The organism is Azospirillum sp. UENF 312511, assembly GCF_058780635.1.
Genome location: NZ_JBSNCG010000003.1, coordinates 1,877,721 through 1,893,256 on the forward strand (window position 1 = coordinate 1,877,721; position 15,536 = coordinate 1,893,256).

Annotated in this window: 14 protein-coding genes; 3 read left to right on the forward strand and 11 right to left on the reverse strand. The window is 70.6% G+C overall.

Annotated features, from left to right (window positions below):
• Nucleotides 1-24: 24 nt before the first annotated feature.
• Genes yidC through rpmH form a run of 4 tightly spaced genes read right to left on the reverse strand, consistent with a single transcriptional unit; the run spans nucleotide 25 to nucleotide 2,731 of the window.
• Nucleotides 25-1,764 (reverse strand): membrane protein insertase YidC, encoded by a 1,740-nt coding sequence (gene yidC, locus ACWPN7_RS20245; RefSeq protein WP_349618891.1) that lies wholly within the window; start codon nucleotides 1,762-1,764, stop codon nucleotides 25-27.
• A gap of 27 nt (nucleotides 1,765-1,791) precedes the next feature.
• Nucleotides 1,792-2,226 (reverse strand): membrane protein insertion efficiency factor YidD, encoded by a 435-nt coding sequence (yidD, locus tag ACWPN7_RS20250; RefSeq protein WP_307832865.1) that lies wholly within the window; start codon nucleotides 2,224-2,226, stop codon nucleotides 1,792-1,794.
• The gene (rnpA, locus tag ACWPN7_RS20255; RefSeq protein WP_038525967.1) at nucleotides 2,109-2,591 is read right to left on the reverse strand and encodes a ribonuclease P protein component; all 483 of its coding nucleotides are present in this window, start codon (nucleotides 2,589-2,591) and stop codon (nucleotides 2,109-2,111) included. Before rnpA ends, yidD begins: the two co-directional genes overlap by 118 nt.
• Before the next feature lie 5 nt (nucleotides 2,592-2,596).
• Nucleotides 2,597-2,731, reverse strand: a complete 135-nt coding sequence (gene rpmH / locus ACWPN7_RS20260; protein ID WP_014239280.1) for a 50S ribosomal protein L34 — start codon at nucleotides 2,729-2,731, stop codon at nucleotides 2,597-2,599.
• 230 nt (nucleotides 2,732-2,961) lie between these two features.
• Between rpmH and ACWPN7_RS20265 the strand changes: the two genes are divergently transcribed.
• The gene (locus tag ACWPN7_RS20265; RefSeq protein WP_038525970.1) at nucleotides 2,962-4,464 is read left to right on the forward strand and encodes a hypothetical protein; all 1,503 of its coding nucleotides are present in this window, start codon (nucleotides 2,962-2,964) and stop codon (nucleotides 4,462-4,464) included.
• Between the two features lie 9 nt (nucleotides 4,465-4,473).
• On the opposite strand, the gene ACWPN7_RS20270 is transcribed toward ACWPN7_RS20265, so the two are convergent.
• Genes ACWPN7_RS20270 through ACWPN7_RS20285 form a run of 4 tightly spaced genes read right to left on the reverse strand, consistent with a single transcriptional unit; the run spans nucleotide 4,474 to nucleotide 9,057 of the window.
• Nucleotides 4,474-5,421 carry a glycosyltransferase family 2 protein gene (locus tag ACWPN7_RS20270; RefSeq protein WP_459196021.1) on the reverse strand — a complete coding sequence of 316 codons (948 nt, stop codon included), beginning with the start codon at nucleotides 5,419-5,421 and terminating at the stop codon, nucleotides 4,474-4,476.
• Nucleotides 5,421-6,425 (reverse strand): glycosyltransferase, encoded by a 1,005-nt coding sequence (locus ACWPN7_RS20275; protein ID WP_459196020.1) that lies wholly within the window; start codon nucleotides 6,423-6,425, stop codon nucleotides 5,421-5,423. Before ACWPN7_RS20275 ends, ACWPN7_RS20270 begins: the two co-directional genes overlap by 1 nt.
• A gap of 29 nt (nucleotides 6,426-6,454) precedes the next feature.
• Nucleotides 6,455-7,621, reverse strand: a complete 1,167-nt coding sequence (locus ACWPN7_RS20280; protein ID WP_459196019.1) for an alginate O-acetyltransferase AlgX-related protein — start codon at nucleotides 7,619-7,621, stop codon at nucleotides 6,455-6,457.
• An 8-nt stretch (nucleotides 7,622-7,629) separates the two neighbouring features.
• Nucleotides 7,630-9,057 carry a hypothetical protein gene (locus ACWPN7_RS20285; RefSeq protein ID WP_459196018.1) on the reverse strand — a complete coding sequence of 476 codons (1,428 nt, stop codon included), beginning with the start codon at nucleotides 9,055-9,057 and terminating at the stop codon, nucleotides 7,630-7,632.
• A gap of 280 nt (nucleotides 9,058-9,337) precedes the next feature.
• Here ACWPN7_RS20285 and ACWPN7_RS20290 point away from each other — a divergent pair, with 280 nt between their 5' ends.
• Nucleotides 9,338-11,290 (forward strand): right-handed parallel beta-helix repeat-containing protein, encoded by a 1,953-nt coding sequence (locus tag ACWPN7_RS20290; RefSeq protein WP_492273426.1) that lies wholly within the window; start codon nucleotides 9,338-9,340, stop codon nucleotides 11,288-11,290.
• A gap of 4 nt (nucleotides 11,291-11,294) precedes the next feature.
• On the forward strand, nucleotides 11,295-11,897 hold the full coding sequence (locus tag ACWPN7_RS20295) for a demethoxyubiquinone hydroxylase family protein (RefSeq protein WP_459196016.1): 603 nt from the start codon (nucleotides 11,295-11,297) through the stop codon (nucleotides 11,895-11,897).
• 22 nt (nucleotides 11,898-11,919) lie between these two features.
• On the opposite strand, the gene ACWPN7_RS20300 is transcribed toward ACWPN7_RS20295, so the two are convergent.
• The 3 genes from ACWPN7_RS20300 to ACWPN7_RS20310 are packed head-to-tail and all read right to left on the reverse strand — an operon-like array spanning nucleotide 11,920 to nucleotide 15,535.
• A complete protein-coding gene (locus ACWPN7_RS20300) occupies nucleotides 11,920-13,068 on the reverse strand; it encodes a glycosyltransferase family 4 protein (RefSeq protein ID WP_175428619.1) in 1,149 nt (382 codons plus the stop codon).
• Complete coding sequence (locus tag ACWPN7_RS20305; protein WP_456521699.1) at nucleotides 13,068-14,279, reverse strand: glycosyltransferase family 4 protein; 1,212 nt, start codon at nucleotides 14,277-14,279, stop codon at nucleotides 13,068-13,070. Before ACWPN7_RS20305 ends, ACWPN7_RS20300 begins: the two co-directional genes overlap by 1 nt.
• The gene (locus ACWPN7_RS20310) at nucleotides 14,276-15,535 is read right to left on the reverse strand and encodes a glycosyltransferase family 4 protein (RefSeq protein ID WP_459196015.1); all 1,260 of its coding nucleotides are present in this window, start codon (nucleotides 15,533-15,535) and stop codon (nucleotides 14,276-14,278) included. Before ACWPN7_RS20310 ends, ACWPN7_RS20305 begins: the two co-directional genes overlap by 4 nt.
• Between the last annotated feature and the right edge of the window lies 1 nt (nucleotide 15,536).

The window sequence follows — 15,536 nt, forward strand, 5'->3', positions numbered from 1 at the left end:
CCGGGTATCAGATGGGAAGGACCCTCAGGTCACCTTCACACCGTCCTGCCGCATGATGATCCACTGCTGGGCGATGGACAGGGTGTTGTTCCAGGCCCAGTAGATCACCAGACCAGCCGGGAAGCTGGCGAGCATGAAGGTGAAGATGATCGGCAGGAACTGGAACACCTTCTGCTGCACCGGATCGGGCGGTGCCGGGTTCAGCTTCTGCTGGAAGTACATGGTGATGCCCATGATGATCGGCCACAGGCCCAGCATCAGGATGTGCGGCGGCTGCCACGGGATCAGACCGAACAGGTTGAAGATGGTGGTCGGATCGGGCGCGGACAGGTCGTGGATCCAGCCGAAGAACGGCGCGTGCCGCATTTCGATGGTCACGAACAGCACCTTGTACAGCGCGAAGAAGACCGGGATCTGGATCAGGATCGGCAGGCAGCCCGACACCGGCGAGACCTTCTCGCGCTTGTAGAGCGCCATCATCTCCTGGTTCAGGCGGACCTTGTCGTCGCCGAAGCGGTCGCGCAGCTCCATCATCTTGGGCTGCAGCTTCTTCATCTTGGCCATCGCGTGATAGGACTTGTTGGCCAGCGGGAAGAAGGCCGCCTTGACGATCACGGTGAAGACCAGGATGGCGATGCCGAAGTTGCCGAACAGGCGGCCCAGCAGGTCCAGCCCGTAGAAGAACGGCTTGGTCAGGAAGTAGAACCAGCCGAAGTCGATCGCCAGGTCGAAGTTGGCGATGCCCAGCTTGTCCGAATAGTCGTCCAGCAGGCGGACCTGCTTGGCGCCGGCGAACAGGCGGTCGGTCAGCTCGATGGTGGCGCCGGGGGCGACCTCCACGGCCTTGCCGAGCGTGTCGACCTGATAGCGGTCGGCGGCGCCGGGGGCGGAGTGGACGAAGCGGGCGGTGATCGGAGCCTTCTGGTCGGGGACCAGCGAGACCAGCCAGTACTTGTCGGTGATGCCGATCCAGCCGCCGGTCGACTGGGCGGAGATGGTGCCGGCCTTGCGCAGGTCGTCGTACTTGTGCTCGTTCAGCTTGCCGTCGAAGACGCCGAGCGGGCCCTCATGCAGGATGTAGTAGCCGTCGGTGTGCGGCGTGCCGGCGCGGCTGACCAGGCTGTAGGGCAGCAGGCTGACCGGGGCGGAGCCGGTGTTGCGCACCTTCTGGGTGATCGTGAACATGAAGTTCGGATCGACCGCGATGGTGCGCTCGAACACCAGCCCGTTGCCGTTGTCCCAGGTCAGGACCAGCGGCTGCTCCGGCGTCAGCGCGGTGCCGGCGGCGGTCCAGCGGGTGTCGGCGCCGGGAACCGGCTGCGACTTGTCCTCCGGAACCCAGCCGAACTCGGCGTAGTAGGCCTCGGGCGTGCCGGCGGGGGCCAGCAGGACGATTTCCGGGCTCTTGGGATCGGGGGTGACGCGGTAGTCGGCCAGCGTCAGGTCGTCGATGCGGCCCCCAACCAGATTGACCGATCCGTGCAGCGACGGCGTGTTGATCTTGACGCGCGTTCCGGCGGCCATCTGCTCGGCGAGCAGGCCGGCGCGGTCGCGGACCGTGGCGGGAGCCGCCGTGCCGGGAACCGAACCGGGAGCGGCGCCCGGAGCGGGCGCGGCGCCGGGGGCGACCGACTGCTCCGTCTGGGCGGCCTGCTGCGCAGCCTGCTGCTGCTTCACCCGGGGTCCATCGTAGAAATACTGGAATCCCAGGAGGATGGCGATCGACAGAGCGATCGCGAGGATGAGGTTGCGTTGATCGGTCATGGCATCCCGGTTGCCGTGGGCCTTCTGTTAAGAAGGGGGCCGAACGCCGGTTTTCAGGCCGGCATGCGAATTGCTGCATCGATGCGCCGCTTCGTCCGGCCCGTGCGAACAGCGGGTGGACCGCCCCGGCTCGGGCACGGGATCATATCCCCACCCGCCCCAGGGATGGCAGCGCAGAAGCCTCCGGACGGTCAGCCAACTGCCCCGGATCGCTCCGTGCTTAGATAGCGCATCCAGCGCATAGTTTGAACAGGTCGGCTGAAATCGGCAGTGCCACCCGATGAAGGGCGACAGGGTCCACTGATAACCGACCACGAGCGCGCGCAGAAAATAGGCGAGCGGGCTCACGCGCCGACCTCCCCGCCGCCGGAACCGTTGCCGGTCCCGCCGTTGGAAGTGACGGCGTTTGGCCCGCCATTCACCTCGTTCTTTGGCGCCTCGCTCTTGGAGACGTCGCGCCACAGACCGAGGCGTTTCAGCGCCGCGATCAGATCGCCCACCAGCTCCGTCCACGGCCGTTCGGCCGTCGCGGCGCGGGCCACCAGCACGAAATCGTGACCGGGGGCCGCGTGGGCGGTCAGAATTTGGCGGGCCGCTTCGCGAAGGCGGCGGCGTGCGCGATTGCGCACGACCGCGTTCCCCACTTTGCGGCTCGCCGTCAGGCCAAGACGAATCGGCGGCTCGCCAGGGGCGGGCCGCTGCCGTTCGTCATGTCGGCGCACCTGCAGGATAAGGCCGGGAGCCACATGCTTGCGCCGTGTACCGGCCACGGCCAGAAACTCCGGCCGCCGCTTCAGGCGCCCGACCCTGGGGTCCGGCGCCGCCATGCGTATCAGGCGCTCAGGACACTGCGGCCCTTGGCGCGACGGCGGGCAATCACCTTGCGGCCACCGACGGTCGCCATGCGGGCGCGGAAGCCATGCCGGCGCTTGCGCACGATTTTGCTGGGCTGGAACGTGCGTTTCACGGCACCATACTCCTCGATCTCAGGGCAAAAAATGAGCCCCGCTGTATAGAGGTACCGACCCCCGGAGTCAATCACGCGCTGCCACCCAAGCGTGGGAAATATTCTCCGTTCGGATGGGCAGAGGCAAGAAGGGTGGCGCAAAGGAGGGTGAAAAGGGGTAGGGCCCTGCCTCCCTTGCCGTGCGGCGTGTTTACCCCCTGACATTCGCGAAAGGTCCGGGGGAAGTCGGCATGCTGCACCGGCGGCAATTCATCGTGTCCAAAAACACCCACGCGCTCCGTCCGGATTGGGTGAGCCGTGACATCGGCGGGCTCGTCCTGTCCCATTGTCCCGACCTGCCGGTCCGGCGCGTGCTGGGCGCCGACAAGACGGTCTGGCATCTGCTGGGGCTGCCCGTGCAGACCGACCCGGCGCGCCCCGACCCGGTGGAGGCGCTGGCCGCGTCGCGCGCCGGCGACATCGCGGAACTGTGCCGCTCCTGGACGGGACGCTGGCTGCTGCTCAACAACCGGGCGGTCCACTTGGACACCGGCGGGACGCTCGGCTGCTTCTACGGGATGGTGGACGGCGCCCTGACCCTCACCTCCAGCGCCGGGGTGATGGCCGAACTGCTGGGCGAGGAGGCGAGCTTCCGCCGCCCGCTGGCGCACGAGGCCGGGTTGGACTGGTACCCGCTGCCCGGCTCCGGATTGACGGGGGTGCGCCGGCTGCTGCCGACCCAAGTGCTCGACCCCGCCCGCCCGATGGACGATCCGGGCTTTCTGACCTTCCGCCGGCCCTTTCCCGCGGTTCCGCCGGGCTTTTCCGATTCGCTCGCCTATGAGCGGATGGAATCGATCCTGGTCACCGCCATCCGCAACCTGCACCGGACCCTGGCGGGGCCGGAGGGCGGCAACCGCCCGCTGATGCTCCAGCTCACCGCCGGCTATGACACCCGGCTGCTGCTGGCGGCGGCGCAGAAGGCCGAGGTGCCCTTCGCCACCTTCACCTTCGACCACCGCGACCTGACGCCGGGCGACCGCAAGCTGCCGCCGAAGCTGGCCCGGCTGGCCGGGGTGGAGCATCACCTGATCCCCTGCCCGCCGCTGGACGCCCAGCGCCAGCGCGACTACGCCGCCCACACCGGCGGGCACACCGCGGCGATGGACGGCGAGTTCTACGCCAACGGCGCCTGGGACGGTGTGCCGGAGGGCGCGGTGGTCCTGCACGGCGGTGTTTTCGAGGTGGCGCGCTGCTTCTACTGGGGCCAGATCCCGCCGGGGCTCGCCGCCGACGGCGAGGATACCGCCGCCCGGATCTTCGACGCCTTCCGCGGCAAGCTCTACAACCCACCGTCCCATTGCGAGGCGCTGCGCGAGTGGCTGGCCTGGGTGGTCAAGACGCCGGACGTGTTGCCGGGTGGTACGATGGACCTGCGCGACCGCTTCTATCTGGAGCAGCGGGTGGCCGGCTGGCTGTCGGCCATCGACCAGGGGGTGGACCTGACCGGGCGACAGCTCTTCCAGGTTGGCAACTGCGCGGACTTCCTGGCGATTGCGCTCGCCATGCCGGTGGACGTCCGGCGCTCCAGCCAGCATCAGGCGGAGCTGATCCGCCGCATGGCCCCCGACCTGCTGAGCGAGCCGATCAACCCGCCGCAGCCCGCCGTGCTGCGCCAGCTCCGCAAGCTGCCGCGCCGCCTGAACAAGCTGCGCACGGCGATCGGGCACCATCTGGCGCGGACGTCGGCTTAGGGGAGGGCTTCAGGGGAAGGTGCGGTGGATGCCGGCCGGCCCCCTCCCTGACCCTCCCCCGCTGGGCGGGGGAGGGGATGAAAGGACCGTTGTGGACAACGGTGCGGCCGTTTTGGACAGGTGCAGCCAGCGGCGGTAGGCGTCCTCACTGACGGGGGCGCGGTGCTTCAGGCCGATGCGGAGAATCTCCGGCAGGGCCAGCAGAACCTTCAAGTCGGTCAGCCGCGGGCCGTGGCGCAGGTTCTTCCAGCTGTTGCCGATCCAGCTCCGCGCGAAGCGCCAGGGCAGCAGGCCGGCGGGGCAGCGGGCCACCTCGCGGATCAGGTCGTTGCGGTGGTTGTAGAAACGCTCCAGCCCCGGCTTGCGGCCCTTCTCGCTCTTGTCGTGGTAGACCATGATTCCGGGCAGGGCGACCACCCGGTGGCCGGCGCCGATCAGCCGCAGGCAGCGGTCCTTTTCCTCCCCCTGGCGGTACAGCTCCGGCATGTAGAGGCCGACGGCGGCGACCGCGCTGCGGCGCAGCAGATGGCCGCAGCCGACATACCAGGGCGCGTCGAAGGGATCGGCCTGCGGCGGGAAATAGACCAGCCCGTCGCGTGTCTCGATGTTGCAGGCCACCGCCGCCACGTCCGCGTGCGTCTCCATGTAGGCCACCGCACGGGCGAGGCCGTCCGGCTCGGCGAACCAGGAATCGTCGTCCACCGACAGCACGTAATCGCCCGCCGTGTTTACGAAGCCGAAGTTGCGGGCGTAGATCAACCCGGCGTTGTGCGGCAGCCGGACGTAGCGGACGGTCGGGAACTCCGCGCGCACCATGGCGTCGGTGCCGTCCGTGGACCCGTCGTCCACCACCAGGATCTCCGCGACGGGGTGCGTCTGGGCGAGCAGGCGGGACAGCGCGGTGCGCAGCTCCGGCGCGCGGTTGAAGGTGGCGATGACGGCGCTGACGCTGGGCATCAGGCGACCTCGCTGGAGGAGGACGGCGCGGCGCGCGGCCGCTCGGGCAGGGGCAGCCGGACTGGCGGGCGCTTCAGCTCCTCCGGATACTCGTCGCGCAGGCCGGACAGGTAGCTGTCCAGAAAGACCCGCAGGCCCCTAAAGTCCCGGTTCACCAAGTAATATGCGGTGTATTTGGCGATCATGCGCGGGATCACCCCGGCCTTCTCGTAGTTGGCGTGGATGTAGCCCATGTTGCGGAAGAAATGCGGCGCCCGGTCGGCCCGCATCGTCTCCACCGTGCCCAGCCGGCCACCCAACACCTTGTGCTCCGTCCGCGACATGCCGGGGTGGATGTGGAGCGCCTTCACCGCCGTGCCGACCTTCAGCCCGGCGCGGCGGGCGCGCAGGGTGAACTCGTACTCGTCGCCCCAGATGAACATCTCGCGCTTCACGTTGCCGATCCGCTCGAACACTGCCCGTCCGATCAGCGTGCCGTTGAACAGGGCGATGGTGCCCGGCGCCAAGCCGTCCACCGCCCGCGCCATCAGGCTGTCCGGGTCGCGGGTGCCCTGCATGGGGAAGGCCAGGGTGGAACGGTCCTCCGCCGCCAGCACCAGAGGGCCGACCATGGACAGGCCGTGGTGCCGCGCTTGGACCAGCAACTCGGCCAGCGCGCCGGGCTGCGGGATGCCATCGTCGTCGGTGCTCCAGATCCAGCGGGCGCCGAGGCCGAGCGCCGTCTCGAAGGCGGTGTGGTAGGCGCCGGCGGAGCCGCAATTGGCCTGCCGCACCACGACCAGCGCGTCGTCCCGCTCCTCCGCCTGCGCGGCCAGCCATTCCGGCGTGCCGTCGCTGGAGCCGCTGTCCACCACGACCAGCCGCTCCGGTCGCGGCTGCTGCCCGAGGATCGCCGCGACGCAGGTGGCCAGAAGCGGCAGGCGATTGTGAGTGACGACGATCGCCACGACGCCGTGGGCGATGCCCGCCGAAACATTGTCCGCGGGAAACGTGTCGTGAGCCATGGCTTGGCGGTTCCTCCTGGTCCTGTCCATCAGTCGGTTTGGGTGCGCGTGGGGGTGCAATCGCCCTGACCCGGCCGGCAGGGCAGGATGGCGACGTCGGGCGAGGGATCGGCGCCGGACAGCACGCCCAGCCGCCCCAGCGTGCGGGCGACCGTCCGCGCCGCGTAGAGCTGCCCTTCCAGCCCCCAGCGGCTGCCGTTGGGCGCGTAGAGGTCGCGCACCCCCCCGGCGGCCAGCGCCGTCAGGCCGGAGGCCAGCGGCACCGCCTGGAGCGTCGGATCGGCGGCCATGACCTCGTCCACCGCGGACCGCTGGGGCGGCGGATCGAGCAGGAAATCGGCATAGACCGTGCCCTTGTCCGGGGCGATCAGCAGCAGGAAGCGCGTCACCCCGTTGGCCTCCACCGCGTCCTGGATCGCGTGCAGCCCGGCGCGGCGCTCCTCCAGCAGGCGGCGGTCGGTGCGCCAGGGCTGGAAATCCTCCGCGCGGAAGAGGCTGGTCGTCGCGGCGGCGGAGCTGAACAGGCCCGCATAGGCCAGGGACCGCTCCTCGACCGGGCCGCCGGTCACGTTCAGCAGGGCGCGCGGCAGCGCCTTGACCAGCAGGTCGAGCGCGTGGCCGATGGGCGGCGGGTTCCAGGCCTGGGCGCGGGCGCGTTCCAGGGTCAGCGGCTGGCGGTGCAGGGGCTGGACGGCGAGGGGGCGCGGCGTCGTCACCCCGTGGGGGCGGGGGGTGGTGACGGTGGACAGGTCCAGCCCGCCGACGGATTCCTCCAGGTCGCGCTCCGATAACTGCAGGATCACCACGCGCGGCGGGCGCTCCCGGAAGTCGGGGGAGGCCAGATAGGCGGCCAGCGGCGCGGCGCCCGCGGCCCGCACGCCGACGGTCAGGCCGGTCAGGTTGCGCAGATGGTCGGTCCAGTAACGGCCGTAGCGGCCGTGGCGCTCCTCCGCCTCGGGGCGGGAGAAGCCGTCACCGAACACCAGCGCGTCGTAATCGGCGCCGGGCCGCGCCGCCTCGGCCAGCGGCGGCACGAAGATCGCCTGGGGCGTCCTGGGGCCGAAGCGATTCTCCGCGTAGCCGCCCAACTCCGTCAGGTCGCCGTCGGGCGGGTCCAGCACGAAGGCCAGCGGCAGGACCAGAGCCGCGGCGAGGGCCAGCCCGCGCAGAACGATCCTGTTTAACCCGCCCTTCACCGGTCGCCTCACGCCCGGTCCGCGGGGAACCGGACGCCGGGCAGGCGGAAGGCGGGCTTGTGGAAGACGGACATGCGGCTTTGGGCGAGCGGCGATCCGGCGGAGTCGCCGATCCACAGGCGCAGCGCCTTGGTCGCACCGATCCACAGCAGGATGGGCAGCAGCGAGAAGAAGCCGAACTTGACGATGGTGATGTTGCCGTCGCGGTACCATTGCAGCGACAGCGGGATGAAGGCGCAATAAAACAGCACCGCGTAGCGGTTGGTGAAGCCCGACTCCCAGAACCAGCGGTGCAGCCGGCCCAGGATCAGGCCGACCACCACCATGGTGACGATCACGCCGATCCACCCCGCGCTCATCCAGCCGTCGCCGGCCAGCGAGGTGGTCAGGTTGGAGAAGTTGCCGAAATCGTGCAGCGACACCCATTTGACCGGCGCGCCGATGGGCTTGTCCGGCCACAGCATGCGCGGGATCGGCTCGGTGAAGAGCTGGAGATACTGGGTGAACCAGGTGTAGGTCCCCGACTGCTGCGGCACCGCCCACAGGATGAAGGCCAGGAAGTCGAAGTTGGCGATGTCCTGGTTCGACACGCTCTCGACGAAGGAACCCTCGCCGCCCTGGAAGATGCTGAACAGCTTGCCCGGATTCTCGGTGCCGGCCAGCACGCCGCGCAGGAAGTCGCGGTTGTTGCCCAGCGTGTGGAACAGCAGCAGCACCGGCAGGCCGCAGGCGAGCTGCCACCAGCGGAACCACTTGGTGCGCGTGTGGTAGAGGATCAGCAGCACCATGCCCAGCACGCCCATGATGATCGCCCAGCGCCCCCAGCCCAGATAGGCGCGGTAGCTGACGAAGGCGATGAAGGGGATGAAGGACAGCGGGTGGAAGCGGCTGACCCAGATGATGCCCAGCGTCAGCGGCAGGCCCATCGAATGGGCCTCGGCGATGTAGCCGGTGGTGTTGACGTAGACCGGCTGGCCGGTCAGCGGGTCGCGCTCCATCTGCACGTCGCCGGTGCCGGTGAAGTCGGCGCCGTCCTGGCGCAGGATCGCCGAATAGATGGCCAGCGGCCCCAGCGCCGCCACGGTCAGGGCGAAGGCGGTGATGTCCAGCCGGTCGAAGGTGAAGGTGGGCGCCCGGCTGAGGTCCGGCTTGACCCGCCCGGCCCAGCCGCAGGCGATGGAGAAGGCGACGAGCGCGACCGAACTGACCGTCAGCGACTTCACGAACTCCGCCGCGCTCGGCCAGTAGCCCATGAACAGCCAGGCATTGTCGATGCCGAAACCGTGCACCAGCAGCGGTCGGATCACGAAGACCAGCGTGTGGAAGATCAGATAGTAGGTCAGCGGGTGGAACATCGACGCGGTGCCGGTGCTGAGGAACACCACGGTGACCAGGGCCACCACCAGCACCTGCGCGATCAACGCCGTTTCGATCATGCCGGACTCCGCCTTACCTCGTGAACGCGCGTCACCGCCGGCCACGGCCGGTGGTGTGACGGCCGGTGGGGCGGTGTCGTCGTGCCGGCCCCCGGGAGCGAAGGCGGCACTCCGGAAAGCAACACCGCCGGCCCCGCTCGGGTCCCCCCGTCCGGGAGCGCAGACGGCGAGGGCCGTTCGGTCAGGGCTATCCGCGCGGCACCTTCGAGGCACCCCGTCCGCGCTTTTGCTTCATCCGCCCCCCGCCGCCAGTTTCGCTGGGGTGCGGAACGGAGGTGATATGACGCGCCGGATTCCTGGACTCTTCGCGGGCGGGCTGTTGTGGCTGGTCCTGCTGCTGGCTGGTCCCACCCCGTCCTTCGCGGCGGAGCCGGCGATCCACGTCTCCCCCCAGGGCGACGACCGCTGGTCCGGGCGGGTCGCCGCCTCCACCCCGGACGGGCGGGACGGCCCGGTCGCCACGCTGGCCCGCGCGGTGGAGGAGGCGCGCAAGCGCGGCCTGCACCTGATCCTGCTGCGCGGCGGCACCCACCGGCTGACCGACACGGTGACGCTGGGTCCGGAGGATTCCGGGCTGCGCATCGCCGCCTTTCCCGGCGAGACCCCGATCCTGTCGGGCGGCGAAGTGGTGACGGGATTCAAGGCGGAGCGGGACGGCGTCGTCTCCGCCCCGCTGGCGCGCGAGCCGGGGCTGGACGTCAGCGTCGGCGGCGTGCGGCTGCGCGCGGCGCAGAGCGGCGCCTTCGACCCGCAGGACCCGATCCGCAGCGGCTGGTTCGTCGCCCAGCAGACCAAGGGCGGCGGCGACAAGCGGCAGTTCCGCTTTCCGCCGGGCACCGTCCAGGCGGCCTGGGCGGTGCCCGGCGTGCGCGTCCAAGCGCTCGACCGCGAGCGGCAGGCCGACGACATCCGCGGCATCGAGCGCATCGACCGCAACGGCACGCTGGTGCTCGACCGCGACGGCTGGTACCCGTTCCGCGACGGCAGCACCTTCCGCCTGCTCGGCCATCCCGATTTCCTGAAATTCCCCGGCCAGTTCGCCTGGAGCGCCAAGGACCGGCGCCTGCTGCTCCGCCCCCACGACCCGGCGGCCTTCGCCCGCGACGGCGAGGCGGTGGTGGCCCGCACCGCCCCGCTGATCCAGGCGGAGAAGGCGGATTCCATCACCCTCGACGGGCTGTCCTTCGCCGACGTGCCCTACAACGGGGCGGCGGTGCGGCTGGCCGGCGGCTCGGGGCACCGCGTCCTCGACAACCGCTTCACCGCCGTCGGGACGGGCGTGCTGCTGGTCGGCGTCGCGGACAGCGAGGTGCGCGGCAACCGGCTGGATCATCTGGGGCGCAGCGGGATCGAGCTCACCCCCGGCAGCGCCGGCAACCGGATCGTCGCCAACACCATCCGCCATGTCGGTGAGGTGAACTTCTACGGCGGCGGCATCATGAGCGCCGGAGTGACCCGCACGCAGATCGCCCACAACGACATCCGGCACGCCGCGCGCTACGGCATCTCCATGAAGAACTGGAACCCGGAGACGAAGAACACCGACAACGTGATCGAGTACAACCGCATCCGCGACATCGGGCGGGAGACCGCCGACCTCGGCGCCATCGAGACGCTGGGGCGCAGCGACATCGACACCAAGCTGGTCATCCGCTTCAACGACATCCGGGGGACCGGCGGGATCGCCACCGACGCGGCGGGGCGCTGGATGACCCGCTACAAGGGGTTCGGCGTCTATCTGGACGACCTGACCAACGGCGTGCGGGTCGAGGGCAACTTCCTGGAGGACACCGGCTGGGCGTCGGTGTTCATCCATGGCGGCGACGGCAACCGGGTGGAGAACAACATCGCCGTGCTGACCGACGAGCGCGACCGCTTCCTGCGCTTCGAATGGGTGCCGAAGGCGGGGACGGCGGGCTTCCTGCGCGACAACGAGGCCAGCCGCAACATCATCCACGCCCGCGTTCCGGTGGAGCAGCTGGTGACGGCGCTGACCGGCGGGGAGTACCGGCTGGAGAACAACATCTTCGACCGGCCGGGCCGCGGCCTGCGCGCGCCGGGGGCGCCCGTGGAACGCACGCAGGCGCGCTCCGTTCAAGGAGGCAATCAGCCGGACCCCTATTTCATGAACCCGTCGAAGGACGACTACCGCCTGCGCCCAAACTCCCCCGCCCTGAAGATCGGCTTCCAGGAGATTCCCTGGTCGCGCATCGGTCCGGAAGGGGCGCGCTGAGCCCGTGGACGCGCTCAGTCCGTCGCCCGCCCCCTCGCCGGAGGCCCCGCCGTCCGCCACCATCGGGCTGGCGCCGCCGCAACTCGACCTGTCCGTCCTGCCGCCGCGCATCCGGCGCGAGCTGCGTGCCAGCCATGTCGGCGAGACCGTGGCGGTCGCCCTTTACGACGGCGTCGCCGGCGCCACCAGCGACCCGGAGGTCCTGCGCTTCGCCGCGTCCCACCGAAGGGTCGAGCGGCGGCACCTGCGGCTGTTCGAGGCGGTTCTGCCGCCGGACAAGCGCAGCGCGCTTCCGGCCTTCTGGCGCTGGTCGGGCCGGGTGATGGGCGGGCTGCCGGCCTGGCTCGGCCCGCCCTATTTCTACGCGGTGGTCGCCGGGGTGGAGGCCTGGGTGGACGGGCATTACACCCGGCAGATCGCCCTGGCGCGGCGGCTCGCCCCCGATCCCGACCTGCTGAACCTGCTGGAGGCCTGCCGCCTCGACGAGCGCCTTCACGCCCGCGACGCCGCCCGCCTCGACCCGGCGCCGCCCTGGACCGCCCGCGCGCTGGCCGGGCTGGCGGTGTTTCTGTCCCGTGTGGGGGTGAGGGCGGCGCGCTGGGTGTGAGGGCGGTCAGACCCTGGCGCGCTCAGCCCATGGCGCGTTTTGGCCGGACGGCTGGCCCGGCGGCTTCGGGCAGCGGTCCGGCGATGCGGTCGAGCAGCGCGTCCATGCCGCTGTGCCCGGCCTCATGGGCGGCGCGGGCGCGGGCGTGGGCCTGCTCTGAGGCCAGCGCCAGCGCGTCGCGGTCCTTGGCCCACAGGCGCAGCGCCGGCAGCACCGCCTGGATGAAGTCCCGGTCCTGCGGGACGAGGCCGGGGCGGGGGATGTCGCTGCCGATGCAGCCGCGGTCGTAGGCGAGAACCGGCACGCCCGCCGCCATCGCCTCGAACAGCACCAGCGGCTGCGCCTCGTTGCGGTAGCGGGTGGGGAAGACGAAGACGTCGATGTCGCGGTAGAAGGCCGCCTTGGCGTCGTCGTCCACCGGGCCGCGATACTCCACGTCGCCGTCGAAGGCCACCAGCCCCGCCGCGACCAGCGCGTTGTCCATGCGGCCCAAGCCCGGCCCGGCCAGCACCAGCTTGACGTCCACCCCCTCCGACCGCAGGGCGCGCAGCAAGGTGAACAGCGTGTCCAGCCCCTTCTCGGCGCACAGATTGGACAGGTGGCCGATGCGCAGCGGGCCGGACTTGCCGTGGCGCGGGCGCGGCACCGGCGGGGTGAAGATGGCGTTGGAGACGCTCATCGCCGTTTTCGCCGCCGGGTAGAGCGCCTGGAAGCGCGCCTGCATGGCCGGGCAGAGCAGCACATGCATGCAGTCCGTGCCGGCGAGGCGGGTCAGCAGGCTCATCCGCCAAGTGGGTTTGGAGATGGTGGCGAAGGAATGGTGGTGCAGCGTCCGTTCATAGCCGAACAGCCGCGCCGTTCCGGCCAGCGCCGCCGTGTAGAAGATCCCCAGCCCCGAATCGACGGGCATGTAGAAACGCCGTCCGGGGATCGTCGCCCCGGCCGCCAGCCGCAAACCCGCCAGCAGGACGCGCATGGCCTTGGCCGCGTGGTAGCGCAGGCCGCCGCCGTTCCAGCCCGGCGACAGGTCCGCGACCTCCACCGTGGCCTCCACCGGGCCGCGGTTGCGCAGGCGGTCCAGCACCAGGGCGGTGACCCGACTCATCCCGTCCATGGGCGGGGGAAGGCGGCCCGAGACGACGATGTGGGGGGTGTTGCGGCGGTCGGTCATCACGCTTCGCTTTCACGGGTGCCCTTGCGGGCGCTTTCATCGGTGCTTTGGGCGGCGCCCTGGTCGGCATCCTTGCGGGCGCCCAGGCTGTGCAGGGCCTTCTCCACGGCCTCCGCGAAATAGCCGGCGTCGGCCAGCGCCTGGAAGGGACGTCCGTTGAGGCTGAGGCGCCGCCATTCCGCCTCGTCCGACGCGACGGACAGCATGTGGCGGGCCAAACCCTCCGGGTTGTCGGGCTCGACGATGTGGCCGTTCAGGCCGCTGCGGATCAGCACGTCGCGGGCGCCGCACTGGTCGGACAGGATCGTCGGCACGCCCATGGCCAGCGCCTCGTTCACCACCAGCCCGAACTGCTCCTCCAGCGAGGGCAGCAGCAGGCACAGGGTGGAGCCCAGCGTCTCCGCGATCCCCTTCTCCTGAAGGAAGCCGCGGAAGATGATGTGCCCGTCCAGACCGCGCTTGGCGACCTCCGCCCGCAGGTCGGCCTCCAGCGGGCCGGAGCCGCAGAGGTGCAGGGGCCGCGCCGCGTCTCCGGCCAGCCGGCGGTAGAGATCGTAGGCCTCGACCGCGCGGAACAGGTTCTTCTTCGGCACGAAGCGGGCGATGATCGTGAAGTGCCGCTCGGCGAAGGGCACGCCCTCCGGGGCCGGGGTCATGCCGGACAGCCGGCGCACCCGCTCCAGCGACAGGGTGTCGTAGCCGATGAACAGCCGGTCCTTGGGCAGTCCCAGGAAGCGGTAGTAGTCGACGGTGCGGTGGCTGCCCCCGATCGCCGCCTGATAGGGCTTGTAGAGCAGGGACTTCAGCGCCTCGCGCCAGAGGACGCGCGGCTTGTCGTCGAATTTGGAGGCGTTCATGTTGACGACGCGCCGGCCCATCAGCCGCATCGTCACTGCCAGGGCGAAGACGTCCGGCTCCTCGTAATGGCACAGGAAGACGTGGCTGGCCCCCGCCTTGCGGCATTCGCGCAGCAGGGCGCGGTAGACCTGGAAGGACGGGATGTCCGCCTTGGAGCGTCCGGGGAACAGCGTGATCTTGCGGAAATGCTGCCCCTCTCCGGTGGAGTCCCAGGCGTAGGTGTGGGACTTCGACCCGACCTCCAGACCGACCACGTCGTAGAGATGGCCGAGCCGCCGCCCGACCGCCTCCAGCCGGTCCATGTGGTAGGGGCCGAACATCTCCCAGGAAAAGACCAGGGCGGGCTTCGTCATGCGGCGTCGTCTCCCAGCAGCAGCGCGGCGTATTGCGCCAGGACGGCGCTGCGGCTGGCGTTGCCCTCCACCCAGGCACGGCCCCGGCGGCCCATGGCGGCGCTCCGGGCGGGATCGTTCAGCAGCTCGGCCACGGCCTGGGCCATGGCCTCCGGCGCGTCGGGCGGGGTGCGCCGGAAGGCGTCGATCTCCGTCCCCAGCCGGTCGAGCGCCGAGCCCGGCAGGCAGGTGCAGACGAAGGGCCGCCCGGCGGCCAGGATGGTCACCGCCTTGCCCGGCATGGCGAAGGCCGCCCCCTCCGGACGCTGCGGCACCAGATGCACGTCGCCCTCGGCCAAGCCCTCGGCGAGCCGGTCGGAGGCGATCAACGGCGCGAACTCCACGTTGGGCAGCGCCATCGCCTTGGCCTGGGCCTTCAGTTCCTCCTCAAGCCCGCCCTGACCGCGCAGCAGCACGCGGGCGTCGGGGCGCAGCGCGTGGAGGTGGCGGGCCATCTCCAGCACCTGGTCCAGCCCCTGCTTGCGGGCGAAGGCGCCGCTGTAGAGGACGGTCGGCGGCTGGCCCTCCGGCCGGGGCAGGGGGCGGATGGCCTCGGCATCGACGTGGGGCGGGATGACCGTGATCGGTCGCCGCACGCCGAGGTCGCGCAGCACGTCGGCCATCGCCTCCGACAGCACGACGATGCCGTCGGCGCGGTTCAGCGCCGTGCGCTCCACCGCCTGGATGGCCTTCAGCGCGGCCCCGCCGCCCATGCCCAGCGCGCCGGCAAGGCCCGACTGGATGTCGTGCACGATGGCGATGTGCCGCCCACCCGGCGCGCGGAAGCGGTCGGCGACGGCGACGCTGAAGATGGAGGGGCAGAGCGACAGCACCGCCTTGTGCCGCCCGACGCGCCCGCGGGCGCGCGCCGCCAGGAAGCCGGCGTGAAGCACCCCCTCGTGGATCAGCCGGCCCTTCATACCGCCGCCCTTCGGCGGGATGGTGAACAGCCGCTCGATGCGGACGCCGTTCACGGTGCGGCGGTCCTCGGCCCCGTCGGCGTAGCCGTCGTAGATGGCTTGGCCCGGATAGTTGGGACGCGCGGTCAGCACGGTCATGTCCGTCCCCGCCGCGGCGAAGGCGGTGGCGAGGTCGGTCATCATCGGCGCGCTGCCGGCGGGTTCCGGCCAGTAGCTCATCGCCACCAGCAGGACCGACGGCGGGAGGGTGGCCGGATCCACGATCCGGGTGCGCAGGGGTGTGGAATCATCGGGCATC